General features: G+C 72.0%; 24 protein-coding genes. 10 read left to right on the forward strand and 14 right to left on the reverse strand.

The features are described 5' to 3' along the window. Nucleotides 1–29: 29 nt before the first annotated feature. Entirely contained in the window at nucleotides 30–992 is a 963-nt protein-coding gene (locus tag A6A06_RS32650; RefSeq protein WP_073766396.1) for a quinone oxidoreductase family protein, read from the reverse strand. A 484-nt stretch (nucleotides 993–1476) separates the two neighbouring features. On the opposite strand from A6A06_RS32650, the gene abc-f reads away from it, so the two are divergent. The 3 genes from abc-f (at nucleotide 1477) to A6A06_RS32665 (ending at nucleotide 5650) form a co-directional block, all read left to right on the forward strand. Continuing rightward, nucleotides 1477–3111 (forward strand): ribosomal protection-like ABC-F family protein, encoded by a 1635-nt coding sequence (gene abc-f, locus A6A06_RS32655; protein ID WP_073766398.1) that lies wholly within the window; start codon nucleotides 1477–1479, stop codon nucleotides 3109–3111. Between the two features lie 81 nt (nucleotides 3112–3192). Continuing rightward, nucleotides 3193–5022 (forward strand): ABC-F family ATP-binding cassette domain-containing protein, encoded by a 1830-nt coding sequence (locus A6A06_RS32660; protein ID WP_073766400.1) that lies wholly within the window; start codon nucleotides 3193–3195, stop codon nucleotides 5020–5022. A gap of 43 nt (nucleotides 5023–5065) precedes the next feature. Then, a complete protein-coding gene (locus A6A06_RS32665) occupies nucleotides 5066–5650 on the forward strand; it encodes a CGNR zinc finger domain-containing protein (RefSeq protein ID WP_073766401.1) in 585 nt (194 codons plus the stop codon). On the opposite strand, the gene A6A06_RS44055 is transcribed toward A6A06_RS32665, so the two are convergent. Further along, nucleotides 5584–6525 carry a methyltransferase domain-containing protein gene (locus tag A6A06_RS44055; RefSeq protein ID WP_443333811.1) on the reverse strand — a complete coding sequence of 314 codons (942 nt, stop codon included), beginning with the start codon at nucleotides 6523–6525 and terminating at the stop codon, nucleotides 5584–5586. The genes A6A06_RS32665 and A6A06_RS44055 overlap by 67 nt on opposite strands. Then, nucleotides 6468–7184: a hypothetical protein gene (locus tag A6A06_RS32675; protein WP_073766403.1), complete on the reverse strand. Its 717-nt coding sequence runs from the start codon at nucleotides 7182–7184 to the stop codon at nucleotides 6468–6470. Before A6A06_RS32675 ends, A6A06_RS44055 begins: the two co-directional genes overlap by 58 nt. Nucleotides 7185–7215: 31 nt before the next feature. Here A6A06_RS32675 and A6A06_RS32680 point away from each other — a divergent pair, with 31 nt between their 5' ends. Beyond that, nucleotides 7216–7704: a cytochrome P450 gene (locus tag A6A06_RS32680; protein WP_073766404.1), complete on the forward strand. Its 489-nt coding sequence runs from the start codon at nucleotides 7216–7218 to the stop codon at nucleotides 7702–7704. Nucleotides 7705–7996: 292 nt separating this feature from the next. Beyond that, entirely contained in the window at nucleotides 7997–8203 is a 207-nt protein-coding gene (locus tag A6A06_RS32685; RefSeq protein ID WP_073766405.1) for a hypothetical protein, read from the forward strand. Nucleotides 8204–8257: 54 nt separating this feature from the next. Here A6A06_RS32685 and A6A06_RS32690 read toward each other — a convergent pair whose 3' ends face one another. From A6A06_RS32690 to A6A06_RS32715, 6 genes are all read right to left on the reverse strand, one after another. Then, entirely contained in the window at nucleotides 8258–9106 is an 849-nt protein-coding gene (locus A6A06_RS32690; RefSeq protein WP_073766406.1) for a hypothetical protein, read from the reverse strand. Further along, the gene (locus A6A06_RS32695; RefSeq protein WP_073766407.1) at nucleotides 9103–9912 is read right to left on the reverse strand and encodes a MerR family transcriptional regulator; all 810 of its coding nucleotides are present in this window, start codon (nucleotides 9910–9912) and stop codon (nucleotides 9103–9105) included. The genes A6A06_RS32690 and A6A06_RS32695 overlap by 4 nt, the downstream gene beginning before the upstream one ends. A gap of 85 nt (nucleotides 9913–9997) precedes the next feature. Continuing rightward, entirely contained in the window at nucleotides 9998–10567 is a 570-nt protein-coding gene (locus A6A06_RS32700) for a 2'-5' RNA ligase family protein (protein ID WP_073766408.1), read from the reverse strand. Continuing rightward, on the reverse strand, nucleotides 10567–11364 hold the full coding sequence (locus tag A6A06_RS32705; RefSeq protein ID WP_073767137.1) for an aminoglycoside adenylyltransferase family protein: 798 nt from the start codon (nucleotides 11362–11364) through the stop codon (nucleotides 10567–10569). The genes A6A06_RS32700 and A6A06_RS32705 overlap by 1 nt, the downstream gene beginning before the upstream one ends. Nucleotides 11365–11443: 79 nt before the next feature. Further along, nucleotides 11444–12679 (reverse strand): multidrug effflux MFS transporter, encoded by a 1236-nt coding sequence (locus A6A06_RS32710; RefSeq protein ID WP_073766409.1) that lies wholly within the window; start codon nucleotides 12677–12679, stop codon nucleotides 11444–11446. Between the two features lie 127 nt (nucleotides 12680–12806). After that, nucleotides 12807–13829 carry a helix-turn-helix transcriptional regulator gene (locus A6A06_RS32715; protein ID WP_073766410.1) on the reverse strand — a complete coding sequence of 341 codons (1023 nt, stop codon included), beginning with the start codon at nucleotides 13827–13829 and terminating at the stop codon, nucleotides 12807–12809. A 151-nt stretch (nucleotides 13830–13980) separates the two neighbouring features. Here A6A06_RS32715 and A6A06_RS32720 point away from each other — a divergent pair, with 151 nt between their 5' ends. Beyond that, nucleotides 13981–14406, forward strand: coding sequence for a hypothetical protein (locus tag A6A06_RS32720; RefSeq protein ID WP_073766411.1), 426 nt, complete (start codon nucleotides 13981–13983; stop codon nucleotides 14404–14406). Continuing rightward, nucleotides 14403–16796 (forward strand): ATP-binding protein, encoded by a 2394-nt coding sequence (locus tag A6A06_RS32725; protein WP_073766412.1) that lies wholly within the window; start codon nucleotides 14403–14405, stop codon nucleotides 16794–16796. Before A6A06_RS32720 ends, A6A06_RS32725 begins: the two co-directional genes overlap by 4 nt. Nucleotides 16797–16884: 88 nt before the next feature. Here A6A06_RS32725 and A6A06_RS32730 read toward each other — a convergent pair whose 3' ends face one another. From A6A06_RS32730 to A6A06_RS32750, 5 genes are all read right to left on the reverse strand, one after another. Then, nucleotides 16885–17889 carry a zinc-dependent alcohol dehydrogenase family protein gene (locus A6A06_RS32730; protein ID WP_073766413.1) on the reverse strand — a complete coding sequence of 335 codons (1005 nt, stop codon included), beginning with the start codon at nucleotides 17887–17889 and terminating at the stop codon, nucleotides 16885–16887. A gap of 11 nt (nucleotides 17890–17900) precedes the next feature. Continuing rightward, nucleotides 17901–18701: a HisA/HisF-related TIM barrel protein gene (locus tag A6A06_RS32735; RefSeq protein WP_073766414.1), complete on the reverse strand. Its 801-nt coding sequence runs from the start codon at nucleotides 18699–18701 to the stop codon at nucleotides 17901–17903. Further along, nucleotides 18698–19960, reverse strand: a complete 1263-nt coding sequence (locus A6A06_RS32740; RefSeq protein ID WP_073766415.1) for an FAD-dependent oxidoreductase — start codon at nucleotides 19958–19960, stop codon at nucleotides 18698–18700. The genes A6A06_RS32735 and A6A06_RS32740 overlap by 4 nt, the downstream gene beginning before the upstream one ends. A 56-nt stretch (nucleotides 19961–20016) precedes the next feature. After that, a complete protein-coding gene (locus A6A06_RS32745; RefSeq protein WP_073766416.1) occupies nucleotides 20017–20682 on the reverse strand; it encodes a hypothetical protein in 666 nt (221 codons plus the stop codon). A gap of 1098 nt (nucleotides 20683–21780) precedes the next feature. After that, nucleotides 21781–22221 (reverse strand): SRPBCC family protein, encoded by a 441-nt coding sequence (locus tag A6A06_RS32750; RefSeq protein ID WP_073766417.1) that lies wholly within the window; start codon nucleotides 22219–22221, stop codon nucleotides 21781–21783. Between the two features lie 261 nt (nucleotides 22222–22482). Here A6A06_RS32750 and A6A06_RS32755 point away from each other — a divergent pair, with 261 nt between their 5' ends. The 3 genes from A6A06_RS32755 (at nucleotide 22483) to A6A06_RS44060 (ending at nucleotide 25030) form a co-directional block, all read left to right on the forward strand. Further along, nucleotides 22483–23343 (forward strand): helix-turn-helix domain-containing protein, encoded by an 861-nt coding sequence (locus A6A06_RS32755; protein WP_073766418.1) that lies wholly within the window; start codon nucleotides 22483–22485, stop codon nucleotides 23341–23343. Nucleotides 23344–23717: 374 nt separating this feature from the next. Then, nucleotides 23718–24515: an alpha/beta fold hydrolase gene (locus A6A06_RS32760; protein ID WP_073766419.1), complete on the forward strand. Its 798-nt coding sequence runs from the start codon at nucleotides 23718–23720 to the stop codon at nucleotides 24513–24515. Nucleotides 24516–24739: 224 nt separating this feature from the next. Continuing rightward, the gene (locus A6A06_RS44060; protein ID WP_079194518.1) at nucleotides 24740–25030 is read left to right on the forward strand and encodes a hypothetical protein; all 291 of its coding nucleotides are present in this window, start codon (nucleotides 24740–24742) and stop codon (nucleotides 25028–25030) included. The last annotated feature ends 108 nt before the right edge of the window (nucleotides 25031–25138 follow it).

Consider the following 25138-nt stretch of genomic DNA (forward strand, 5'->3'; position numbering starts at 1 on the left):
CGAGCGCGCATCAAGCCTGACTTCGGGGGTCAGGGTACGAGCAGGAGCTTGCCTGTGGTCCTGCGGGATTCGATGTCGGCGTGGGCCTGTGCGGCGTCCCGCAGCGCGTAGCGTCCTCCGATGCGCGGCGAGAGCTGCCCCTTGCGGACCATGGTGAAGACCTCCGCACTGCGTTCGACCAGGGCCTCGCGCGTGGGCACATGGTGGTGGACCACGGGGTACGTCAGAAAGATGCTGTGCGGGAGGTCGGTCGGGGCGATGGACGGCACGCCCATGAAGGGTCCGTAGTAGGCGTGGACTCCGTGCGGGCGCAGGGCCTGCTGCGAGGAGCGGAACGTCGAGGTGCCGCCCCCGTCGTACACCACGTGGGCGCCCTCACCTCCCGTCAACTCCTTGACCTGGTCCTCGAATCCGGCTCCGCTGGAGACCAGCACATGATCCGCTCCGGCTTCCCGCGCCGGAGCGGCCTTCTCCTCCTGGGACACCAGTCCGATCACCCGGCCGCCGCGGGCTTTGACCATATGCGTCAGCAGCAGACCGACGCCGCCGGCCGCGGCGTGCACGACAGCGGTGTCACCCGGCTTGATGGCGTACGTCTCGGTGGTGAAGTGGTTGGCCGTCAGGCCCTGCATCATCACCGCGGCCGCGGTTTCGTCGGACACCTCGTCAGGAATCCTGACGAGCGAGCGCGCGGGTATGGAGAGCAGTTCGGCATAGCTGCCGGGGTGGTAGAACCAGGCGACGCGGTCACCCGGGGAGAAATCCTCCACGCCGTCACCGAGGGCGGTCACGTACCCCATTCCCTCGACTCCGAGAACCGTCGGAGCGGACCAGCCGGGACCACCGGCCGTCCGGGCCCCGACATCCATGAAGTTCACTCCCGCGACGGCGAGCCGTACGAGCACCTCACCTGTTCCAGGAGTCGGGTCAGGGAATTCGGTCCAGTTCATCACTTCGGGGCCGCCGTGCCGGTCGATGTGAATCGCGCGCATGAGATATGCCTTTCTTGGCGATGGGCAACGGGTGGCGGGGATCAGATATCAGCTATCAGGTAGCAGATATCGGGTAGCGGGTAGCGGGTAGCGGAGGGATTCACCGCGGATACCGGTTGCCCGCAGCGTAGGACGGCAAAAATGGACCCACAAGTCCACTTTCATGGGCCGGGCGGGCCGGGCGAGCCGGGTGGACCGGGTGGACCGGGCAGGTCGGCTGGACCCGACGGACTCGGCAGACCCGGCGGACGAGTGGCGAACCACGGCAACCAGGAACGGGTGTTAGCCTGACGGTGACCTGATCTCGGATCGAGGAGACGCAGCTGTGGCGGGTGACGACGACATCTCCGGGTGATACCCGGAGCTGACGGCCGCCGGCCGGTGCATGGACGCACCGCCGTGGTGGCTGCCTTGTCGTGCCCTCCCACCCGTTCTCCGGGCACCGGTGTCTGCCGGGCCCGCGGTGTTTCTCCGAGGTATCACCATGTCCGACGCTTCCGTCGTCTGCTCGAACCTGTCCTTCACCTGGCCCGACGACACCCCTGTCTTCCGGGACCTGTCCTTCACCGTGGGCTCCGGCCGCACGGGCCTGGTGGCGCCCAACGGCTCCGGCAAGAGCACCCTGCTCAAGCTGATCGCCGGTGAACTGCGGCCCGCCGCCGGGGCCGTGTCCGTATCCGGTCTGCTCGGCTACCTGCCGCAGAGCCTGCCGCTCACCGCCGGCCTCACCGTGGCCGAGGTGCTGGGCGTCGCCGAGGTGATCCGCGCGCTGGACGCCGTGGAGTCCGGTGACGTGAGCGAGGCGCACTTCGCGACGATCGGTGACGACTGGGACATCGAGGAGCGCACGCGGGCGCAGCTCGACCGGCTCGGTCTCACGGAGCTGACGCTCGACCGCGGGCTGAGCACGCTCAGCGGCGGCCAGATCGTCTCGCTCGGCCTGGCCGCGCAGTTGCTCAAGCGGCCTGACGTCCTGCTGCTCGACGAGCCGACGAACAACCTGGACCTCGACGCCCGCCACAAGCTCTACGACGCGCTGGAGGACTGGCACGGCTGTCTGCTCCTGGTCAGTCACGACCGTGCGCTGCTCGACCGCATGGACCGCATCGCCGAACTCGACCCGGGCGCCCTGCGGCTGTACGGCGGCAACTTCACCGCGTACGAGGAAGCCGTACAGGCGGAGCAGGAGGCGGCCGAGAAGAACGTCCGCAACGCCGAGCAGGAACTCAAGCGTGAGAAGCGGGAGTTGCAGCAGGCCCGCGAGCGCGCCGACCGCCGCGCGAGCAATGCCTCCCGCAACCTCAAGAACGCGGGTCTCCCCCGCATCTTCGCCGGGAACATGAAGCGCGGGGCCCAGGAGTCGGCCGGGCGGGCCGGGCAGATGCACGCCTCCCGGGTCGGCGAGGCCAAGGCCCGCCTGGACGAGGCGGGGCGTGCCGTGCGCGACGAGCAGCGCATCACGCTGGACCTGCCCGACACCGACGTGCCGGCGGGGCGCAACCTGTTCCTCGGCGAGGGCCTGCACGTCAGCCACGGCGGGCGGCCCCTGTTCGCCGCCGACGGAGTCGACCTGACGGTCCGGGGCCCCGAGCGCATCGCGCTGACCGGCCCCAACGGCTCCGGCAAGACCACGCTGCTGCGTCTGCTCCACGGTGAACTCGAACCCGACGCGGGGCAGATCAAGCGGGCCGACAGCCGGATCGCCTACCTGTCGCAGCGCCTCGACGTGCTCGATCTCGACCGGACCGTGGCCGAGAACTTCGCCGCGTCCGCTCCGCACCGTACGGAGGCGGAACGGATGAACCTGCTCGCCCGTTTCCTCTTCCGGGGTCCCCGGGCGCACCTGCCGGTGCATGTGCTGTCCGGCGGCGAGCGGCTGCGCGCCACGCTGGCGTGTGTGCTGTGCGCCGAACCGGCGCCGCAGCTTTTGCTCCTGGACGAGCCGACGAACAACCTCGACCTGGTCAGCGCCGGGCAGCTGGAGAGTGCGCTGGCCTCGTACCGGGGGGCGTTCGTCGTGGTCAGCCATGACGAACGCTTCCTCGCCCGGATCGGGGTCGACCGGTGGCTGCGGCTGGCCGACGGCGAGCTGAGGGAGACGGCGGCCCCCGAGGTGTGAGACGCCGGAACACGGTCTGGCCCGCGTCCGAGGCAGGTGTCCCGGCGGGCCGCGTACAGCGCTCACACCAGGTGGACCACCATGACCCGACCTGCTCTGCTCGCCCATGACCTCGTTCGTACGCTGGGGACCCGACGGGTCCTCGACGGCGTCTCCCTCACCGTCTCCCCCGGCCGGCGCGTCGGCCTGATCGGTGAGAACGGCGTCGGCAAGTCGACACTGCTGCGCCTGCTCGCCGGAGTGGACGAACCCGACTCCGGCCAGGTCACCCGCCCGTACGAACTCGGCTTTCTGCAACAGGAGATGCCGTTCGACAGTGCCACGACCATCGGCCGGGTGCTGGACGACGCCCTCCGGGAGGCCCGCGCCGACCTGGCCGAACTCGACCGGCTCACCCGGCTGCTCGCCGACACCCCGGACGACCGGCCGGAGCACGCCGGCCTCCTGGACGCATACGGGCAGCAGCTCGAACAGGCCCAGGAACGCGAGGCCTGGGACGCCGACCGGCGGGCCGCGATCGTCCTCGGCGGACTCGGCCTCGGCGGCTTCCCGTACGCACGGACGCTCGGTTCGCTGTCCGGTGGGCAGCGCGGCCGGCTGGCCCTGGCCGCGCTGCTCGTCCGCCGGCCCGCCGCGCTCCTGCTGGACGAACCGACCAACCATCTCGACGACGAAGCGGCCGCCTTCGTGGAGGGCCGGATCCGGGAGCTGCCCGGGGTCGTCGTGGCGGCCAGCCACGACCGGGCGTTCCTCGACGCCGTCTGCACGGATCTGATCGACCTCGACCCGGCCGTGGAGGGTCTTGTGCGCTTCGGCGGCAACTACAGCGCCTACCAGGCCGAGAAGCGGGCAGAGCGGGAGCGCTGGGAACGGAAGTACACGGAGGAGCAGGAGGAACTGGAGGCGCTGCGCCGCTCGGCCGGGGTGACCGCGCGTCGTGTCGCCCCGGACCGCGGGCCACGGGACAACGAGAAGATGGGCTACGGCCACCGGGCCGGCCGGGTACAGCAGCAGGTCTCCCGGCGGGTGCGCAACGCCACCCGCAGGCTCGCCGAACTGGAGCGGTCCCAGGTCGGCGCACCGCCCAGGCCCTTGCGACTGCACGCCACCGCGCTCGCCGCCGCATCCACGGAGGAGTCCGCGCAGGCCCGGGACGGCGGACCGGTGGACAGTGGCCGGGGGAACAGTGACCGGGTGAACGACGGTCCGGTGGACAACGGTTCGCTGGACAGCGGTCCGGTGCACGGCGGTCCGGTGCGCAGCGCTCTCGTCGCACTGCGCGACGTACGGGTACCCGGTCGGCTGTGCCTCGCGCACCTGGAGATCCCGCCAGGCGACCGGCTCCTGATCACGGGAGAGAACGGGGCAGGGAAGTCGACGCTGCTGTCCCTGCTGGCCGGGCGGCTCGACGCCGAGAGCGAGGGCGAGGGCGAGGTCCGCAGGCGGCCGGACCTGTCCGTGGGGCTGCTCACCCAGGACACCGTCTTCGAGCGCCCGGACCGCGCGGTGCACGACACCTACACCCATGTGCTGGGTGCCGAGCGCGCGGAAGCGGTACCGCTGAGTTCGCTGGGGCTGCTGGGCGCCACGGATCTCGGCAAGCCGGTGGGACAGCTGTCGGTCGGCCAGCGCCGTCGGCTCGCGCTCGCTCTCCTGGTGGCCTGCCCGCCGCAACTCCTGCTGCTCGACGAGCCCACGAACCATCTGTCCCCGCGCCTGTGCGACGAACTGGAGGATGCCCTCGGCAGCGGGCCGGGCGCGATCGTCGTGGCCAGCCATGACCGGTGGCTGCGCAGCCGGTGGACCGGCCGCCGACTGCACCTGAGCCGCGGCCGGGCGCGTACGGATGGGCCTACTGGACAGCCACGGTCCGGGCCCGGGACGGCGGCGCATCCGCCCTCCCCCGGGTGACGTGCCTTGCCGCTCGTCAGAGTCACCCGTCAGAATGGTGACTGTGAATCCCGACCACGCCTTCGTCTGCGGAGCTCCCGCCCTCGACTTCGCCGCGACGCTCCGCGCCCGGCGCTCCGTGCGCTTCGAGATGTTCGCGGCGCCGGAGCGGCTGGACGCGTGGTATCTGGAGTCCGGGATCGTGGACTCCGTGACGCCCGCCCGGCCGTCCGACGTCGAGCGCGCGAAGGCGGTACGGGAAGCGGTCTACGAGCTGATCACGGCGCGTCGCCTCGGTGCGGCGTTCGGCGCTCGCGCCTTGGACGTACTCAACGAAGCTGCCCGCAGGCCCGCGGCGGCCCCGCAGCTCACGCGCGACGGGCGCCGGACCGACGCCACCTCCGGGGAAGCGCTGGCCGCCGTGGCCCGCCAGGCGGTGGAGCTGCTGAGCGGACCGGACGTACCGCTGCTCAAGGAATGCGAAAACCCCGAATGCACCCGGGTCTACATCGACCGCTCCCGGGGCGCGCGGCGGCACTGGTGCGGCATGGAGTCCTGCGGCAACAAGATCAAGGCTGCCGCCTACCGCGCACGCAAGAAGAACGCCCCCCGGCTGCCGAACGAGGCGTGCGCTCCGGGCGAGGGCTGACGTCGGCCACGTACCGACTCGGCGAAAACCGCAGCAGACAGGCCGCGCTGAATGCCTGTCGGTGTCGGTTCACCCTCCAAGGGAATCGGGGGCGGCGGACTCCAGTTCATACAGGTGGTGTTCGATGTCGTCGTCCGGTTCCCCCTGGCCGCGGTCCGTGATACGGGCCCGGAAGCCGTGTGTTGCGGCGATGGTGTGCAGTGCGTCTCCGTCCGAGATGCTTCCCAGCCCCAGGAACAGCCGGCCGCGGGCGCCCGCGAGGTAGTGAGGTCGAACGGGCCGTCCCGCGGACCGAGGGCGCCGAAGACATCGCCGGCCTTGGCCCGTAGCTGCGGTGCGTCGTGCCGTCGGGCGTTGCGCAACGTGGTGGCGACCGCCTGCGGTTCCACGTCCACCGCCAGCACGTCCGCGCATCCGGCCCGCGCCGCGTGCACGGCCGTGACGCCCGTACCGCAGCCCACTTCGAGGAAAGCGCCATTGCGGGGAAAGGGGAGACGCCGGGAGAAGAGGGCGGGGCCGTGAGTGGTACTGGGCAGGAATACCTCCCCGGGCCGCAGGCGGGCGAATTGGTCCGAGCGCGTAAACCATGCGTTCTGATGAACGCGCCGCGGAAAACAGCTGCGCTGGAACAGGCGGTGGCGTCGGGACAAAAGCGAGTGGGCGGGAGTGCGCTCGGTGTGCGGGAGCGGCAGTCGGGGCTTCCGCGCCGTCCTTCCCGGTGGTTTATGGAAAGGGCATCCGCCGGGGCGGGCAAAGGAAAAACGCGGCCGGAGCGTCGCACGTTCCGCGTCCGTCCCGGTCCGGCCTGGCCACCTGCTCATCGGGAGCCCGATATGCGTGAAAGAGAACTCGTGATGCCATGATGCGCTACCCATTCGCGGGCCACCGTGGCGACCGGCTGGCACCCGAACTGCACCAGCTGATCGGGCAGAAGCCAGTGTGCCCGGTGCGGACCAACAGCGGCCACCGGGCCTGGCTGGTCACCGGCTACGCCCCGACGCGCCAGATCCTGGAAGATCCCCGCCTCAGCCTGGTGCGCACCTCCCGCCCCGGGATTGCCCACCAGGACTTCCCCGGCATCCCCTCGTGGGTGACCGGTTTCCGCGGCCTGTGCCGACAGGCCGGCCTGCTGCCGGAACTGCTGCGGGCCCTGGGACCCACCCATACAGAAGTCACCGCCGCCTGGCTGCACACCACGGCCCGGGGCCTGTTGGCCGCCCTCATGCAGCGCGGCCCGCCCGCGGACCTGTGGTCGCACTTCGCCGTTCCGCTGGCCTCCCGCACCACCTGCCGCCTGCTGGGCATCCCCGAACAGGACGCCCCGTTCCTGGCCGACTGCGTGGAGCGTGACCTGGTCCTCAACACCCCCGCTGTCGGACGGCACCAGCCCGCCCAGGACGCCGTCAAGCAGGCCGCGGGGGACGTCAACGGCCTCTTGCTGCACCGTATGCGCCACCCCCGCACCGACCCGCTCGGGCTGCTGGCCCGCCTGACCCGCATCAACGACCAGCGGCAACGGCTGACCGAGTCCCACCTCGCCCTCGTCCTGAGCGTGCTGGTCGTGGGTGCCGTCGGCAACCCGATGGCCATTCTCGGCACCGCCGGCCTGGTGCTACTGCAACGCTCCGGCCTGGTCCGGCGCCTGCGCTCCGACCCCGGGCTGGTCCCCCGGGGTCGAGGAACTCCTGCGTCGCAGTGCGCTGGTCGGGGACGGCCTGGCGCGCGTCGCCCGCCACGCGACCACGATCGGCGGCGTGCCGGTGCGCCGCGACGAACTCGTCCTCGTCAACCCCGACACCGCCTGCTTCGACCCCGCGGCCTTCCCCGACCCCGACCGCATCGACCTGGACCGCCCCCCGGGGCCCCAGCCCAGCTTCGGACACGGGCCCAACCGCTGCCCCGGCACCCATCTGGCCCGGCTCCAGGCCCAAGCCGCCCTGCACGCCCTGCTTCCGCATCTGGAAACCCTGCGCCTGGCCGTGCCCGCCGACCGGATTCCCTGGACACGCGACAGCGCCGTACTCCGCCCCACAGCTCTGCCGGTCAGCTGGTGAACCGGCGCCGGGCCGGAGGGCGTTGACTCACGCCGTACCAGGCACTCCCGGCCCCGCTCCCCCAGCCACACCCCGCATGCGTCACCGCCTTGACTGGTGACGCCCGGCCTGTCAGAGTCATCGCACTGTCAGAGTCATCGCGCACTCGCCCGTGGCGACATGGCGGGCCCGTCGCCACGCCCGGCGATGGCGCCTCACGCCCGGCAATGGCGCCTCGTACCGCGACCGCCACACCGGCGCACACCAGCACCGCCCCCTGACCGACATCGGCCACAACCTGCGGAGGTTGACGGTGAATACCGAACAGGCGAATACCGAACACTCGACGGACGGCACGGCAGCGGCCCGGCACGCGAAGTTCGGCAAGCTGCCCGAGCGCGTCCCGTACGAGGACATGGTCACGGAGAAGGCTTCACCGGAGAGCCGCGCGCAGAACGCGTACTCCCCCGAAGGGTCGTGGAAGCACTTCTCGTGCCTGGCTCTGGATCTCGGCCTCTAGAAGCACCGACCGGCAGCTCCGCACGAGCGGCCACCGATCACCGGTCAGCGGTTGTCACCGGTCACCGGCCATGGCTCCGGCTCTCAGCGCGGCGACGGCGGGTGCCGGGTCGTCGGCGTAGAAGCGGAAGGCGCGGGCCTCGGCGGGCCGGCCCAGGGCGCGGACGTAGCGCACTGGCTCGGTCAGCTCGACGAGGACCGTCGTCTGACCGGCCACGGCCATGTCGGCGACGCCGTTCGCGTCGACGACCGCCAGCTTGCCGTCCGGGAATTTCCGGTCCAGGCGGACGGAGGCGATGCGGTCGGCGGGGATGCGGATGTCCAGCAGGGCGCCGTAGCGCAGGCGCAGCGAGCCGTCGGCTCCGATCACGTGCGGGCGCACCACGCAGGAGGCGTGCAGGGCGATGACGAAGTAGCAGCCCCAGATGTCGAGGACGAGAGTCACCAGGTGCACCACCGGCCACGGGATCAGGAAGGCGAAGCCCACGGTCTCGACGACGCAGACGAAGAGGAAGCCGTACATGGTGGCCGTCTGTCCCGGGGCGTACGGGACGGGGAGGTCGCCGTCGCGTACCCCGTGCGGAGGTCGTCGGGTCACCCAGCGCAGGAAGCTGGTGGAGAGGAAGATTTCGTGGGCGGTCAGCTTGCGTACGGGCGCCGGGACGGTGTCGGTGACCGCGGCGCGGAAGGCGGAGCGGCGGTCGAGTCCGTCGCGGCGGTGGTGGCGATGGGCCAGGGAGACCAGGGTTGCCGACGCGACCGCGAGCGCGAGCACGGCCGACTCCGTCGCCAGCCGGACGGCCGGGGGTATCCGTACCCCGCCGGCCACACACAGGAAGAGCACCAGCTCGCCGGGGAAGAGCACGGCGAAGGACCAGCGCACGGCCTTTCTCAGCGTCTTCACCCGGCACGCTCCCTGAGCAGTTCGATGGCGCGGCGCACGGCCGCGGCCTGGGCGGGGGTGAAGTCCGCGAAGAAGGCCTCCGCGAAACCTCCGCCCTCCACCGCGTCGGCGTCGCGGTCGGTGTCGTCGAGGAGCATCATCGTCTGCACCGCTTCGTCCGGGACGGCGGCGTCGATGGCGCGGGCGGTCCGCTCCACCCGCGGATCGGCCTCGGCCGCCTCGGCCAGTTCGTCCACCTGGGCATAGACCGCGTACGCACGCCGCATGGCCTCCGGGTCGGCCCGGAAGCTCTGCATCAGGGCGTCGAGCCATCCGCGGTCGCCGCCCGGCGAGCCGGTCTCCAGCAGGGCGAGCAGCTGCCGTTCCTTGGCCGCCATCACCGGCTCCGGGCCGGGTACCTGTGCCGAGGTGCGGGCCATGTCGTCGAAGAGGGCCGCGAGCTCGGGTGAGACGGGGGCCTCGTCCGGAAGCCGGCCGGTCCGCTCGGCCTGTTCGAAGAGCCGGGCCAGGCGGGCGCGGCGCTGCCGGATGGCTTCCTCCTGGCGTGCCAGGTCGGCGTCCAGTTCGGTGAGGATGTCGAGGAGGTCCTTGCCCGCGTCGTCCGCCAGTACGTCCTTGACCTCGTCCAGGCTCAGTCCCAGCTCGGTCAGTCGGCGGATCCGGGCCAGCTCGACGGCGTCACGGAGCGAGTACTCGCGGTAACCGTTGGGCTGCCGCGGCGGCTCGGGCAGCAGCCCGGTGCGGTGGTAGTGCCGTACGGCACGGGTGGTGATGCCGACGACGCCGGCGAGCTCTCCGATACGCATGGCTTCAGTAGAAACGTTGTCGCTGCGACAAGGTCAAGCGACACGGTGCGTCCGGCCGCGAGCGGGCGGACAGGCCGCCGCGTGCTCAGGAGCGCGGGGCCAGGCGGTACTCCGCCCGGTCCTGCCAGCGGCGGCCGTCCCAGACGATGAGCTGGACCGCGTCGACGTGGCAGCTCAGTGGCAGCGCGGGCGCCAGTTCGGCCTGCAACGCGCCGTACGCGGCATCCTGGGTGGCGGGGCCCTCGTCGTTCGCGACCGTCAGGTGTGGGGCGAGCCCCGCGCCGAATATTCCGCGGTAGGGCACCGCTTCCGGCCAGCGCCGGGTGAGGTCCTTGGTCAGCGCGGTGACCGGGGCGTGGGGCCAGGGGGCGAGGTAGAGCACGCCGGGGTAGCGGTCGAACGCGTCGAAGGCCAGGGTGAAGGCGTCGTGTCCGGCGAAGAGGCCGGTCAGTGCGTGGTGGGTCGCGGTGTCGATGCGGCTCTCGTGGAGGAACGGGTACAGGACGGTCACGTGAGCGGGGAATGCGGCGCGGACCAGCGGGTCGGCTTCGGGGACTCTGATGGTGAATGCGGTATCGCCCGGTATGTCCGGCCAGTCGGCTGCTGCCGGCTCTCCGCCGGATTCGCCTCCGCCGAGGTCGGTGTCTTCATTCATCACGCGTCATGATCGCATCGGTGGGACGCCGCGGGGCGACAGCCGTCCGATAGCCGTCCGATCTCGGCGAGCACGTGGTCCACGTGCGGGCGTACCAGCGTCCTCAGCTCGTCGTTCCAGGTCTCTTCGGAGTACCGGCGGTGGAGGTACAGCTCCCTGGCGTGGCGCAGGACGGGGCGGTGCCGGGGCGGGAGCCGGGCGAGGGCCCAGTCGGCGGCGGCGTCCTTCGACGTGATCCGGCCGGTGGCCAGGGTGGTCCAGACGCGCGCGAGGGTCAGTACGACATTGCGGGTGTCGTCGTCCACGTCGTCCAGCAGGCCGGGGATTCCCTCGACACTCGCCCGTACGAGGTCCGCCCACGGGACGGGGTCGAGGACCTGTGCCGGGGGCGGGCCCGCGAGCGGATGGTCGCCGGCCAGCGTCATGGTGACGAGCAGGGCCAGATCGGGCATCGGCTCCGGTTGAGGGGGCCCGCCGACGGCGTACGCGTCGCGCAGCCATTCGCCGTAGAGGAAGTCGCCGGTCGGCGGGTACCTCCACGGACGGATCTCGTCCTGGACGACGACGGTGAGTTCGACCGGGCGGGCTCCGTCCGTGAAACCGGAGAGGTCGCGCAGTCCTTCGAGGAGGGTGCGCCGTTCCTGGTCGTCCATGCGCCGCCGGGAGACCACGAGGACGTCCACATCGCTGGCGGGCCGGAGGCCGCCGAGCACGGAGGAGCCGTGGAGGTAGGCACCGATGGCCGCGGAACCGAGGACGTCGCCGACCAGTTGCACGATCCGCCGTCTCTGGTCCATGGCCCCAGTGTCCGCCGTCAGCCGCCCCGCCCGCATCAGGATTTCCGGCGGGGGCCCGGGGCCAGGGGCGTCGCGGGACTCACGGCTGTTCCTCCGGCTCGCCGTGGCCCTGCCACGGCCGGGCGAGGGTGATCAGGGCGACCGCGGACAGCAGGACGCAGCCCAGCACCACGACGGCCGTCGACATGGCCGTGGTGTTCCCCAGTACGCCGGGCAGCGGTGCGGCCGCGGCGCCCAGCACGAACTGGGCGCCGCCGAGCATTCCGGAAGCGGCGCCCGGCGCGTCGCTGCCGACCGCGAGGATGATGGTGATCGACGCGGGCAGCAGCAGCCCGAACCCGGTTGTCAGGCCGAACAGGCAGGCCCAGGTGGTGGGAAACGTACTGATGCCGACGGCCAGCAAGGTCACCAGCGTGCTCAGGGAAACCACGGTGATGGCCACACCGACGGCGAGCAGGGAGTTGAGACGTACGCGCCCGGCCAGCCGGCCGAAGACCGTCCCGGCCACCACGGTGCCGACGGCGTTCGCGGCGAAGACGAGGCTGTACCCGGTGGGCGACAGGCCGTAGGTGCCCTCGAAGACGAAGGGCGAGCCGGTGATGTAGGCGAACAGGGCGGCCAGCCCGCATCCCATGACCAGCAGATAGCCGACCAGTTCGCGACGGCGCAGCAGCCCTCCCATCGCGGCGAGCACGGCCCGCAGGCCGCCGGGCCGCCGCCGCTCGACGGGCAGCGACTCCGGAACCCACGCCCAGACCGCGGCCAGCAGCAACAGACCGGTCACCGCCAGCGCCACGAACACCAGGCGCCACGAGCCCACACCGAGCAGGAGGCCGCCGGCCACCGGCGCCAGCACCGGCGCGGTCGACCCGATCACACTCAGCGTGGTGAGCCGGCGGGCGGCGTGGGTGCCGGTGAACCGGTCGCTGACGACCGCCCGCCCGATGACGATCCCCGCGCCTCCGGCGGCTCCCTGCAGCAGCCGGGCCACGTCGAACACGGCGATGGACGGTGCGCACGCGCAGACCAGGGACAGCACGCTGAACATGCCCGTACCGGCCAGGAGCAGGCGCCGCCGCCCCACCGCGTCACTGACCGGGCCGAGCACGATCTGCCCGGCGGCGAGTCCGATGAGGCAGGCCGTCAGGGAGAGCTGGACGGCCGTTTTCGAGGTCCCGAACGAGGTGACGATCTCCGGGAAGCCGGGGGCGTACATGTCGATGGCGAACGGCGATACCGCCGAGAGTCCGCCGAGGACCATGATGAGAAGTCCGGTTCCGGTCCTGGGGGGCGCGGATTCGACGCTGACGGTCATCGGTCTCCATCCGAGGGTGCCTGCTTTCGGAACCCATCGTCGGCGCCGGGCGCGCGCCGCGGTGTGGAGCGCCGGTCCCGGGAATGTGGAGCGCGGTGCTTCCCGCCGGGGGTCTTCCCGCCTGCGGTCAGGAGTGCGCGCGCCGGAAGCGGGCGGGAGAGGTGCCGCGGTCGCGCCGGAACGCGTAGCCGAAATTGCCGGCCGAGGCGTAGCCGACCTCGTGAGCGATCCGGGCCACCGGCCAGTCGGTCTCGACGAGCAGCGCCGCGGCCCGGTCGAGGCAGTGGCGGCGGTGGTGTTCCATCACCGATGTCCCGTACAGGGCGCGGAAGCCGGTGGTCAGACGCCGGACCGACATCGACGACACGCGGGCCAGGTCGGCCAGCGTCGGCGGTGTGTGACGCTCCCGCCAGAGGAGTTCGGGCACCCGGTGCAACGCGGCCACCTCGTGCTCGTCCAACGCCGGGGCGGCGAGGTCCCGGGCGTCCGCGGACGGCACGGCGGCCGTGAGGCCGTCGACCAGCGCGGCCAGCGCCGCCACCAGCCGCGATTCCATGAACAGCAGGCGCCCCGGCGACGAGCGCCGGTGCGTGAAGATCTCCTCCAGGGGACCGGCCGCCGGGCGCAGTGCGGCGGACCGGCCCAGATACCGCTCGCGTGCGACGTCCTCCGGCCCGGTGGCCGGCAGGGCGCCCGCGCCGAGACCCGCGAGGTAGGACTCCAGCCCGGACCAGGACCCGGTGACCGACACCGCCCGGTACCGCTCGCCGGCACCGTGTACGACGACGCCGTCGATGGCGCCCCGGGGGCTCAGCGCCACCGACCGGGCGTGCAGGTCACCGGCACCGGCGGTGGCCTCGCTGATGTGCATGCGCCCGTCGACGCAGTGCTCCAGCTCGAAGTGGTCGCCGGGGAAGGTGAACCCGACCTGGTGCCCACCGGCGAACGCGACGTCGTAACGGACGATTTCGAACCCGCTCCGCAACGACGTCACCTCGATGGTGCCGTCACCGACCTCGGGGCGCAGCCGGTGCCGTACGGTGCCGTCGCGGCTCTCCTCGGCCTCGGCGATCGACGCGTAGTACGCCGCGGACGTCGTCTCCAACGCGGTCGAACCGGCCGCGCCGGCGAGCTGGTGCACCCTGGTCACAAGTCCGCAGGTTAGCTCTCCTCCGGCACCTTGGTCATGTCCGGGAGGACCGGGGCGCGGGCCGGGGCGGGCGGGCCGTCCGCAGCCGCGCCCTGTACGGGCAGGCGCCGTAAGCTGGTTGCCCGCCCCGGACTCCCGCAGGGGGTGTGCCATGGACCCGATCACACTGGCAGCCGCGAGTGCCCTGGTGGGAGCGATGGTCACCGACGGCTGGCAGCAGGCCCGCGACGCGACGCTGGCACTGTGGCACCGGATACGTCCCGAGCAGGACGAGACCATCGCCACCGCACTCCGTACGGCGCGGTCGACCGTCCTGACCGCCCGCGAACGAGGGGAAGCCGACCGCGAGCAGGCCCTCGTCGGCAGCTGGCGCCTGCGCCTGCAGGACCTGCTCGACCAGGACCCGGCTCTCGCCGGTGACCTGCGGCGGCTGGTGGACGAGCATCTCGCCCCGGCGCTGCCCGCGGCCGAACGGACCCGCGTGCGCACCCTCGTACAGAGCGCGCGGGCCGAAGGCCGCAGCCAGGTCAACCAGAGCGGCCGCGACCTGACGATCCATCAGGCTCCGCCCCCATGAGCGGTGAAGAGCCGCGTCCCGCCGTCGTCCGGCAGGACGCGCGTGCCGAGTTCGGCAGCGAGGTGAACCAGGCGGGCGGGGACCTCACCCAATACCGCACCACGTACGCCGGTGCTCCCCCCGACCCGCCGGCCGTCCTGCACACCTTGCCGCGGGACGTGGCCGGTTTCACCGGCCGCGACGCCGAACTGCAACGCCTCCTCGACGCCGCCGGGCCGGCCCGGGTGGTGGCCGTCCACACCGTGGACGGCATGCCGGGAGTGGGCAAGACCGCGCTGGTCACCCGGGCCGCGCACCTGCTCGCCGAGCGTTTTCCCGACGGGCAGCAGTTCGTCGACCTGCACGGCCATACGCCCGGTCAGCTCCCCGCCGACCCGTTCCACGTTCTCGACACGGTCCTGACGGACCTGGAGGTGCTGCCCCAGCACATGCCTCCGACCCTGGAGGGGCGCAGCCGTCTGTGGCGGGACCGGCTCAGCGGCAAGAAGCTGCTGCTGATCCTGGACGACGCCGCCGAATACGCGCAGATCGCGCCGCTGCTGCCCGGCAGCGGACCGTGTCTGACACTCGTCACCAGTCGCCGTCGGCTGATCGCCCTGGACGGGGCGCTGCCCCTGCCCCTCGACACCCTGCCGCCCGGCGAAGCCGCGCTGCTGTTCACCCGGCTCGCGCGGCGCACCGCCACCGGCGCGGAAGCAGCGGCGGTCGCCGAGATCACGCGGCTGTGCGGCTGCCTGCCCCTGGCCCTCGTCCTGCTCGCCGGCCGCCTCGCCCATCACCCCTCCTGGACCGTCACCCAGCTCGCCACGGACTTCGCGCTCGCGAGGGACCGGCTCGGCGAACTCGTCGCAGGTGACCGCGCCGTCACCGCCGCCTTCGCGATGTCCTACCAGGACCTGCCGCCCGACCGGCAGCGTCTCTTCCGCCGCCTGGGCCTGCACCCCGGCCTGGACGTCGACGCCCACGCCGCCGCTGCCCTCGATGCCGTCCCGCCGGCCGCGGCCCGGCGTGCGCTGGAAGCGCTGTACACGGACCATTTGATCGACGAGCCCTCCCCCGGCCGTTACCGCCTCCACGACCTCCTGCGCGCATTCGCCCGCGCCCTCGCCCGCGACGCCCCGGCCGACGACGAGGCGGGGTCCGTCGCACGGCTCCTGGACCACTACCAGGTCACCGTCGAGGCCGCCGACCGCCATCTGGCCCGCTTCACCCGCCCCAAGGGGCCGCTCTCCGGCCCGCTGCCCGCGACCGCACCCGTCCTGTCCTCGCGGGACGCCGCCGTGGCCTGGATGCGCACCGAGCGTGCCAACCTTCTCGCCTGCCTCGACCACGCCGCCGTCAACGGCCAGTGGCCGCGCGTCGTCCGCCTGACCGCCGCGCTGGCCGTCTTCCTCCGCCAGGACGGCCCGTGGCAGCAGGCCGCCCAGCTCCACCAGCGCGCCGCCGTCGCCGCTGAGCGCGGCGGCGACCGCCTCGGGCAGGCCGACGCCCTCCACGATCTGGGCTGGATACGGCAGGCGAGCGGTGACTACCGGACCGCGGCGGAACTGTACGAGCAGGCTCTGGCGCTCTTCCACGGCCTGGGCAACCGGCAGGGGGAAGCCAACGTCCTCGGAGACCTGGGCCGCGTGCGCTACATGACCGGGGACTACCCGGCAGCGGGCGAGCTGTACCAGCGGGCTCTGCCGCTGTTCCGCGGCCTGGGTGACCCCCAAGGGGAAGCCAACACCCTGAACGGGCTCGGCTGGGTACGGCAGACGACCGGCGGCTACCGGGCCGCGGCCTGGTTGCATCAGCGGGCGTCGGTCCTGTTCCGGGACCTCGGCAACCGCCGGGGGGAGGCGTACGCCCTCAACGGCCTCGGCCGCGTACGGAACATGACCGGCGACCACCGGGCAGCCGCCGAGCTCTACCGGCGCTCCCTGAGCCTGTTCCAGGACCTCGGCGACCGTCAGGGAGAGGCCAACGCCCGCAACGGCCTGGGCCGCGTACTCCAGGCGGCCGGGGACCACCGGGCCGCGGCCGGGCTGTTCCGGCAGGCCCTGCCCCTGTTCCACGACCTCGGCGACCGCCAAGGCGAAACCGAGGTGCTGACCAGCACGGGCGCGCTCCTGGCCGAGACCACCGGGCCACGGGAAGCACTCGCCGTGTACCAGCGGGCCCTGTGCCTCGCGCGCCAGGTGCGGCGCCCGCTGAACGAGGCGCGCGTGCTCGAAGGCACGGCCCGCTGCCAGACGCGCATCGGCGAACGCGAGACGGCGCTGGCCAACCTCCGGGAAGCGGTCGGTACGTACCAGCACATCGGAGCCGCCGAGGCGAAGCAGGCCGCCGCGTATCTGGCGGACCTGGAATCCGCCGGTTCCGGCGGCGCCGTGACCGCTCGGGAATGAACGGTCATGGTGACCGCTCAGGAATGACCGGTACCCCTCGCTCGCCATGCCCTTACGGCAGGGCGCCCTGCGGGCCGGGGGCTCCCCGTCAGCTGGTCAGCACGGCTTTCCCCGGGTGGCCGGGACGCAGGGCGCAGCGCACGGCGCTCGCCGCGTCGGCGAGGTCGAAGTGCTCGACGGCGGGTACGGTGAGCCGGCCGAGGAGCAGTTGCTCGGTGACGTCCCGCATCAGCCGGCCGGTGTGGGCGGCGGGCAGCCGGCCGAGGCGTTCGGGCAGCCAGAAGCCGGTCATGGTCAGGTTGCGGAAGAGCAGTTCCTCCGGTGCGACGGTGAGGGGCTCGCCGGACAGCAGGCCGTAACTGATGAACCGGCCGCCGTCGCGCAGGGACCGCAGGGCGTGCGTCCCGACGGGGCCGCCCACGGCATCGAGAACGGCTGCGATGCCCTGTCCCTCGGCGAGTGCGGCCAGTTGCTGCCCGAGGCGCTCCGTGTCCTGGACGAGTACCGCTTCCGCGCCCGCTGCCATCAGGGAGTGCCGGTGGCGCTTGTCGCGCACCACGCACAGACAGCGCAGGCCGCGCCGGGCGGCGAGCTGGATCACCATACGGGCGACGGTGGATGCGGCGGCGGTGAGCAGGATCAGCTCCCCCTCCGCCAGGCCCAGGTCGTCGAGGAGGAGGCGGGCGGTGACCGGGTTGATCGTCAGCTGGCAGGCCGCGGCGTCGGTGAGGCCGTCGGGCACCGGCAGGATGTCGTCCGCGTCCGTGGTGAGGTACTCGGACCAGGTGCCCAGCGCGGAAACCGCCACGCGGGTGCCTGCCGTGTACGGCGTGCCGGGGCCCGCGGCGTCGACCGTGCCCACCCCTTCGAAGCCCACCGGCGACGCCGGGGTGCTTCCGTCCGGGGGAAGGCCGGGAGACAAGGATGCGGGCCGCCCGTAACGCCCCTGCACCAGCAGCAGGTCGGAGGGGTTCACGGGGCTGGCTCGCATCCGTACGCGGACTTCTCCCGGCCCCGGCTCCGGCACCGGCCGCTGCCGGAGGAGCAGCACCTCGGCGGGATCGCCGTACCGGTCGAACACCACCTGGCGCATCGTCGCGGTCCTCATCGGTCCGTGGCGAAGGAGGAGTGGGCCAGCAGGTGGTCGCGGACCTCCTCCATGCTGTGCTGTCCCTTGTGCAGCATGTTGTTGACCAGGACGTACGTCGTGTCACCGGCGTTGAGGGCTTCGTGCAGGTGGTCGAGGTCGCCGCAGCCGCCGGAGGCGATGACCGGCAGCCGCGAGGCGGTGGCGATGGCGTGGAACAGGTCGAGGTCGAAGCCCCGGCCGGTGCCTTCGCGGTCGATGCTGTTGGCGAGGATGGCTCCGACGTCCAGGTCGGCCAGTTGCCGGGCCACGTCGACGGCGCCGGTACCGGCGTCCTCCTCGCCGTCGTGGGTGTAGGCGCCCCACTGCCCGGGGCCGGTCCGGCGGCAGTTGATGACGCCCATGAGCCGTTCGGCGCCGAACTCCCGGACGGCGGCTTCGACGGTGCCCGGCTCCTCGATCAGGCCGGTGCTCACGGACAGTACGTCCGCGCCGGCCTCGAAGAGGCCGCCGGCGTGCAGGAGGGACGGCAGCTGCCCGTGTCCGACGGACACCAGCAGGTGCACGCCGGTCTGTTTGAGCCTGCGCAGCAGCGCCGGGAGGTAGGCGTCGGCGGCGTCCCACGGGTCGAAGACGTCGAGGAACACCTTGCGGGCGGCGCCGTTCGCGTACGTCCCGACGACGGCCGCGACGTCGCCGGGGTCGTCGAGGCCCTTGATGCGGCTCGGTTCGGTGGTGCGTCCGGCGGCTACGTCCACGCACGGGATCACCAGGTCGGCGACGTGGGTGCGCTGGTCGTGGAAGACGGGCTCGTTCACTGCGCTTCCTTTCCGATGGGGTCTGCGAGGTGGGCCAGGCGCGGGCTGTGGGGCGCGAGTCGGCGGGCGACCGCGACGGCGGACGCCAGGACGCTGTCCAGGTCGTCGACCTGGGTGGTGAGGTGACCGGCGAAGTGCACGCCGCCGTCACCCTGGAGTGACAGCAGCTCGGCCTGGGCGGAGAGCATTTCCGGGGTCGGCTGCGGCGTCCGGAACGCCGTTGTGGCGAGGACGGTGCGCGGCAAGGTGTCGCGGTGGGTGAGCTGGCTGACGAACAGGTCTCCGTCGGGCCGGTCCCGCCACGTCGTGGTCTCCGCCCACGGGCCGTGCACCGTGACGGTCGACGGCGACCAGCGGTCCCGTTCGGCGGGCAGGTAGCAGGGATCTTCGTGCACGCCGTAGAGCAGGTCGTGGTAGGTGTACGCGCTCAGCAGCGCCTGGGTCCGGCCGGCCCCGCCGAGGGAGCCGAGCACGCACCGCGCCGCTTCGGCGGGCAGGGCCAGGACCACGGCGTCCACCGCGTGCCGCGCTCCGTGCGCGTCGATCATCTCCAGTCGGCCTGCCGTACGGCGTACCCGGCGCAAGGCGGTCCCGGGCAGCAGCCGGACCGACCGGCACCGGCGGGCCAACTGCCAGGCCAGCGCCTGCATTCCACCGCCGAGCCGGTACGTGCGGGCATCGGCGCCGTCCCCGGGATCGGCGTAGAACGCTCCGACGGCACGGGCGGACAGGCGCCGGGCGTCGTGCAGGGTGCAGCCGAACACGGAGGCCGGCAGGGCGTACACCGCCGTGTCCTTGACGTGCCGCGGCAGGTCCCAGGGTTCCACCACCTCCTCCAGCCGGACGGTCCAGGCAAGGCCGTCCCGCTGCCAGGAGGCGGCGTGCGCCGCCAGCAACTTCGCTGCCTGGGCCGATACTTCCCCGGTGGTGCGGCGCGCGACTCCTGTGCCGTCGGCGCGCCGTGGCCCGGCCGCTCCGTCGCAGACGATGGTGCGGTCGGCGGGCACCTCCGTCCACTGCGTACCGTCCAGGCCGATGGCATCGGCCAGCCGCCGCGTCAGGCCGGCGAGGTGCAGAGGGACCTCCTGCACGCCGAGGTCCAGAGCGGCGGGCGCCCCGGTGCGGCCGGGCGGGTGCACCGACCGCAGGTTTCCTCCGATGTCCTCGCGTGCCTCCAGCAGCAGTACGTCGTGGACTCCGTCCAGCAGCCAGGCGGTGGCCAGCCCGGCGGCTCCCGCTCCGGCGATGCCGACCCGCATGGTGCCTCCTTTTCGGTCGGTGGGTACGGTCGGTGCGTGCGGTCTTTGAACGCTCCTCAGCGGGGCCCGGCGGCCGCGCGCCAGAAGTCGCCGATGGACTCCTCCAGCAGCCGGGCGCAGAACACCGCGTCCTGCGGGTCGTCACCTCGGTCGAGCCCGTCCTGCACCACGTCCAGGGCCAGACGGGTCAGTTCCTCCGGCGCCTCGTCCTCGTAGTAGGTGAGGAATGCCTGCGGAACGTCGATGTCCGTCGCCCGTACGCGCCGGACCAGTTCGGCGCATCCGGGGAAATACACCTGCATGTCGGTGTGGACGGCCAGGGCGAACGCGGCCTGGCTGCCCTGCGCGGCCAGCCAGCTCAGGGTGCCGTTGAACGCGTAAGCGGTGCGCTCCGGCGGCCAGCGGCGGCCGTGCACGTCGGTGAGGCCGAGCGCCCGCGCGCACTCCTGGAGTTTGGGCTGCGCGTCGTACACCAGCCGGGCGAGCCGGATGAACAGGTCGGCCGCCGGGCTGCGCGGGAACCGGGCCAGCGCCGTTCCGTACGCGGCGAGTTCGGCCGTGTGCGCCTGGGCCTCCGTACCGACCAGGCGGTGGAACGCGTCGCCGGGCAGGCGGCCGTCGGCGGCGGCGTCCAGCAGCGCGTTGCCCACCGGCTCCTTCGCGCGTCGTGCCGCGAGTTCTTCGACGAGGTCCGAGGGCGTGACGGAGGGGGAATTGACCATGGCGAGTACGCTCCCTTCACGAAAACAGATGCTTCGTGCCGCTGTTCGGCAACGGCACGCATACTTCGGCGACTTTCCAAGGAGGACAGCAGTCGACGCCGAGGAAATTGGGGATGATCAGGCGATTCGCCTTCGGTATCCGAGACTAAGTGCGGCGCCCCGCCGAAGGCCAGGAACACCGCACCGGAATTCCACTTGTCCTTAAGAAGGCGCCACATCAGGCACAGCAAAACCCTGCTCTTCACGGAGTTCTCCGGCCTTCTCCAGTTGCGGCACGGCAGAGCTCCGTGCGACCGGATCGAGCCAGTCGGCCGAACGGACCTCGCGCGCCCGGCGGTGCGCGCGAGGGACCGTCTTTCGAATTCGACACACCGGAGGGGAGGATTTCGGCCAATTCACCGGCGGCCGTCACGGCCGGGCGCGGACGAGCGCGGTGCGCGGCGTGGTGGCGCTGTGGCATCGGCGCCCTGATCAGGGCCACGATGCCCGAAGCGCGGTGGCCGGCGGAGGACCGGAGGGCCGTACGGAGGCATGGTAATTGCCGCCGTCTCATAACAGGTGGGAGTTACCCCTCTCTTCGGCCGGGGCCGACGGGAAGAGCTGCGCCCACCGGGCGTCGAGTGACCCGGGTTCCCCGTGGTGAGCGAAACGAACTGGCCAACTTTGGGGCGTGTCAAAAATGCATTACATGGAAGGGCTTCCAGCCCACCTGGACAGCGGTCGAAATTTCTGAAGATGATGCGGGGCAGAGCCGGAGTCCCCGATTCCCGCTCCATTGGATTCGCCTCACGGTTCGTCCCGTGCGGGCGATGGCCGTGGTCGTGATGAACCGCGCGGCGCGTTCGCTGCGAAGAGCGCTGTATCGCACGGAAAACTGCGCACTCTGAACAGGCGTCGTTTGTCGACGGCTTCGGACGCCGCTGCGTACGCCGCATCTGTGATCGATGTCGGTGAGTTCGGGTTCTGGCTCAACTTCTGTGACGCTGTCGCTGCGTGTGACGGTCGATGAGCACCAAGGCCTTCGTGAGTGCCTCTGGGCGACCCGTGCATGTCCGTTAGCCGGAGCACCGTATTACGCCTGGTCAGTACCCTGCACGATCACAGCGTGCCACAGTGACCGGCCAGGCCGCGCAGTCCGGCTGTGAGGATGCCGGTCCGGAAGGTTTTCGTCAGCTCGTCGGTGTCGGATCGGTCGCAGTCGAAGTGCACCGACCAATCGACGAACGTCTCATCGGTGGCGGTAAGAGGCACAACCCGCATGACGGCCCGGTAGGAGTGCACAGGGTACGGAGAGCTGACGATGCCATAGGTCAGGGACCGCGCGTGGTCGTCCAGTGCCAGGAGGGACTCGACCACGGTCTCCCCGTCGGCCATGGACAGAGTGCGGACGCCTCCGACGCGGTCGGGTGCTTCCGGATCCGCCAGGACACAGCCTGCGACGGCCGGCTGCCAGATGGCCAGGCCCCCGAAGTCGCGGACCACGCGCCACACCGTGGTGACCCGGGCCGGGATGACAGCACTGGCGAATGCTTCGGGCATGAAAGAGCTCCGGTTCTGAGAGGGAGGGCCTGCGGACAGCCGCCGTGGCGGCTTCCTCGACCTGCCTGGGAGAGGACGGCGGGAAAGGGCACCGGTGTGCGGTCGGCGGCGCGGTGCCCGGTCGGGGCACCGACGCTACGGGGGCAGCCATAGGCGTGGGAGGGTGCGCTGCGGCTACCCGTGACTGCTGGGCTGACTGCCACACCAGGGGGGTGCAGCGCACCCACGCCCCGAGGCGTGCGAGAGCTTTAGTGTGACGGCATGGAAAGCGAGAACGAACTTGGTGACTACCTGCGCGCCCGTCGGGCGGCGGTCACGCCGGCGGATGTCGGACTGCCCGATGACGCGCCCCGCCGGGTGCCGGGGCTGCGGCGCGATGAGGTGGCGCTGCTGGCCGGGGTGAGCACCGATTACTACATCCGGCTGGAGCAGGGCCGTGAGCGGCACCCGTCCGAGCAGATGCTGCGGGCGATCGCCGCGGCACTGCGGCTGGACGGCGCGGCGACCACCCATCTCTTCCGGCTGGGCCGGTCGGTGTTCGGGACGGCGGCTGCCGTGACGACCGTCGCTCCGGAGTTGCTGAGACTGATGGACGGCATGCGCGAGGTTCCGGCTTTCGTGGTCGGGGCGGCGCAGGACGTGCTGGCGGCCAATGCGATGGCGACGGAGCTGTACAGCGGTTTCGCCCGGTACGACAACCTGCTGCGGATGATCTTCCTCGATCCCTTCGCGTGCGAGTTCTACGCCGACTGGGACCGCGCGGCGCGGATCGCGGTGGGCAACCTGCGGGCATCCTCCTCGCAGTTCCCGCGGGACGAGCGGATCGAGCGGGTCGTGGGCGAGCTGAGCGTACGCAGCCCCGCGTTCACGGGCCTGTGGGCACGCTACGAGGTCCGTCCCCGTACGCACGAGGACAAGCACTTCCGCCACCCGCAGGTGGGGGAGATACGTCTGCACTTCGAGGCTCTGGCCGTCACCAGCGCCCCCGGACAGCACCTGTCCGTCTACAGCGCGGAACCCGGCAGCGCCAGCGCCGACGCCCTGGCCCTGCTCGGCCCGCTGTCCGAGCGGGAAGCGGCCTCGCCGGAGCGGACCCCTGCCACCAGAGAATGTCAAGCATGACCGCGTCTTGGTACGACGCCGCCGGTACCTACGAGAGAGCCGGGGCGAGCTCGCCCGCCCCGGTGGACCGGTCGACCTGATCTCGGCCGCCCACCACGCCGCGCCGTCGCAGGTGGCGCCGGCCTGGCTGCTGGCCCGCTCCGAAGTCGTCATGCCCATCCCCGTACCTCCAAAGTCGCGCACCTGGAGGAGAACCTGACGGCGGCGACCCTGCGGCTGAGCGACGCGGAGACCGACGAACTGACCGCCACCGCGTGATAGCCGCCCCAGCCAGGCAGGCCTCCCGCTCCTTCGCACCGCCCTTCGCACCGTTAGCCAGCTGTTTTCCCGCTTCCGTCCCACACCCCTGTTCCTGTCGAAGAAAGATGCCTGCCATGTTGCTGCCCTTTGATGAGGCGGGCCGAGGCCGCCCCGTCGTCCTGCTGCACGCCCGTCCCACCGACCGCACCATGTGGGGCGCCCACCTTCCCCTGCTCGCCGATGCGGGCGTGCGGGCCATCGCCCTGGACCTGCCCGGCCACGGCGACGCGCTCGTGCCCGACGACCACGAGGCGGCTCCCTGGACGGATGTACTCGACACGCTCGACCACCTCGGGGCCGACCGCTTCGTCCTGGCCGGGAACTCCCTCGGCGCCCTGGTGGCGCTCCAGGCCGCCGTCACGGCACCCGAGCGGATCGAGGGTCTGGTGCTCGTCGGGTACCGGCCCCACGACCAGCCGGCCTCCCCACGTCTGCAAGCCGCCTGGGACGCCGAACGGACGGCGCTCGCCGCCGACGACCTGGACGCAGCCGTGACAGCCGGCGTCGAGGCGTGGACCTCGGCCAGGGCGACCGAGGAGGTACGCACCCACGCCGCCCGCATGCTCCGCCGCCAGCTGACCGAACAGCTCGCCCACGGCGAACCATCGCAGGCGGCGGATCCCCTCGGCACGGGCTCGGCGGCGCTGCGCACGCTCAGGGGCGTGCCTGCTCTGGTCGGCGTCGGCGAGCGCGACATGCCCGACTTCCACGAGGGCGGCGAGGGTCTGGTCCGCGACCTCGATGCGGGTCGGACCGTCGTCATCCCCGCCGCAGGACACCTCGCGCCGCTGGAACAGCCTGCTGCGTTCTGTGCCCTGCTGTTGGACTTCGTCCGCCGCCTCCCGCAGCGGTCGTCGCCCGCGCACAGGTAGGACCTGCCTCTGACTGCCGACGTCGCCTGCCGCCTTTGACCGGATGCCGCACCTCATCCGAGCGGTTCCAGACTGGGCTGCGCCCCGATGACCGCGGCGCTCCCTGCTGCACGCCGGGTCCGTGCCGGATCCGGGCTGGAGCAGGCGCGGTCAGCGCGCTGCAGCCGCCGAAATCGGCGGGCCTGGGGCAGGCCACCGGCTCTGCCGCCCGCAGCGGCGGCAACGTGATCCCCAGCCCCTCCCCCGCGACGCCGGCCGGGGGCGGCCGGCAGCGGCGAGGCCACGGTTCACGTCCGGGTGGACAGTCGCGCGAGTGCCGCGTCGTACCGTGCCTGGAGTCCCGCCTCGGCCGATACGCGCAGCAGAGCGCCGAGCGCCCGTACCCGCACTATCCCGACTTCGCCCAGGACGAGCGGGCCATCGGCATCGGCGTGCGGGCGATGGCCGGCTGGATCGCGGGGCGCACCCAGAGGGTGCAGCGTCTGCCGGGCAGATCCGGGGCCCGGGGCGACTGACTCCTGCTCTGGGGACCCGTGCCCCGGTTGCCGAAGGTTTCGCGGAACGCCGCTCCGGGCTCCCCCGCCCGTATTCGGCAGGAGGGTGCCGGGCCGGTCCCACCATGG

The sequence above is a fragment of the Streptomyces sp. CB02923 genome (assembly GCF_001905005.1).
GTDB lineage: Bacteria > Actinomycetota > Actinomycetes > Streptomycetales > Streptomycetaceae > Streptomyces.

Bases quoted from the DNA above. Each gene is read 5' to 3' on its own strand.
- A6A06_RS44055 (WP_443333811.1), bottom strand. From the start codon at position 6,525: ATGGGTAGCGCATCATGGCATCACGAGTTCTCTTTCACGCATATCGGG.
- A6A06_RS32700 (WP_073766408.1), bottom strand. From the start codon at position 10,567: ATGAATGAAGACACCGACCTCGGCGGAGGCGAATCCGGCGGAGAGCCG.
- A6A06_RS32730 (WP_073766413.1), bottom strand. From the start codon at position 17,889: ATGCGCCAGGTGGTGTTCGACCGGTACGGCGATCCCGCCGAGGTGCTG.
- A6A06_RS32725 (WP_073766412.1), top strand. From the start codon at position 14,403: ATGAGCGGTGAAGAGCCGCGTCCCGCCGTCGTCCGGCAGGACGCGCGT.
- A6A06_RS32660 (WP_073766400.1), top strand. From the start codon at position 3,193: ATGACCCGACCTGCTCTGCTCGCCCATGACCTCGTTCGTACGCTGGGG.
- A6A06_RS32705 (WP_073767137.1), bottom strand. From the start codon at position 11,364: ATGGACCAGAGACGGCGGATCGTGCAACTGGTCGGCGACGTCCTCGGT.
- A6A06_RS32760 (WP_073766419.1), top strand. From the start codon at position 23,718: ATGTTGCTGCCCTTTGATGAGGCGGGCCGAGGCCGCCCCGTCGTCCTG.
- abc-f (WP_073766398.1), top strand. From the start codon at position 1,477: ATGTCCGACGCTTCCGTCGTCTGCTCGAACCTGTCCTTCACCTGGCCC.
- A6A06_RS32710 (WP_073766409.1), bottom strand. From the start codon at position 12,679: ATGACCGTCAGCGTCGAATCCGCGCCCCCCAGGACCGGAACCGGACTT.
- A6A06_RS32740 (WP_073766415.1), bottom strand. From the start codon at position 19,960: ATGCGGGTCGGCATCGCCGGAGCGGGAGCCGCCGGGCTGGCCACCGCC.
- A6A06_RS32755 (WP_073766418.1), top strand. From the start codon at position 22,483: ATGGAAAGCGAGAACGAACTTGGTGACTACCTGCGCGCCCGTCGGGCG.
- A6A06_RS32745 (WP_073766416.1), bottom strand. From the start codon at position 20,682: ATGGTCAATTCCCCCTCCGTCACGCCCTCGGACCTCGTCGAAGAACTC.
- A6A06_RS32650 (WP_073766396.1), bottom strand. From the start codon at position 992: ATGCGCGCGATTCACATCGACCGGCACGGCGGCCCCGAAGTGATGAAC.
- A6A06_RS32750 (WP_073766417.1), bottom strand. From the start codon at position 22,221: ATGCCCGAAGCATTCGCCAGTGCTGTCATCCCGGCCCGGGTCACCACG.
- A6A06_RS32695 (WP_073766407.1), bottom strand. From the start codon at position 9,912: ATGCGTATCGGAGAGCTCGCCGGCGTCGTCGGCATCACCACCCGTGCC.
- A6A06_RS32720 (WP_073766411.1), top strand. From the start codon at position 13,981: ATGGACCCGATCACACTGGCAGCCGCGAGTGCCCTGGTGGGAGCGATG.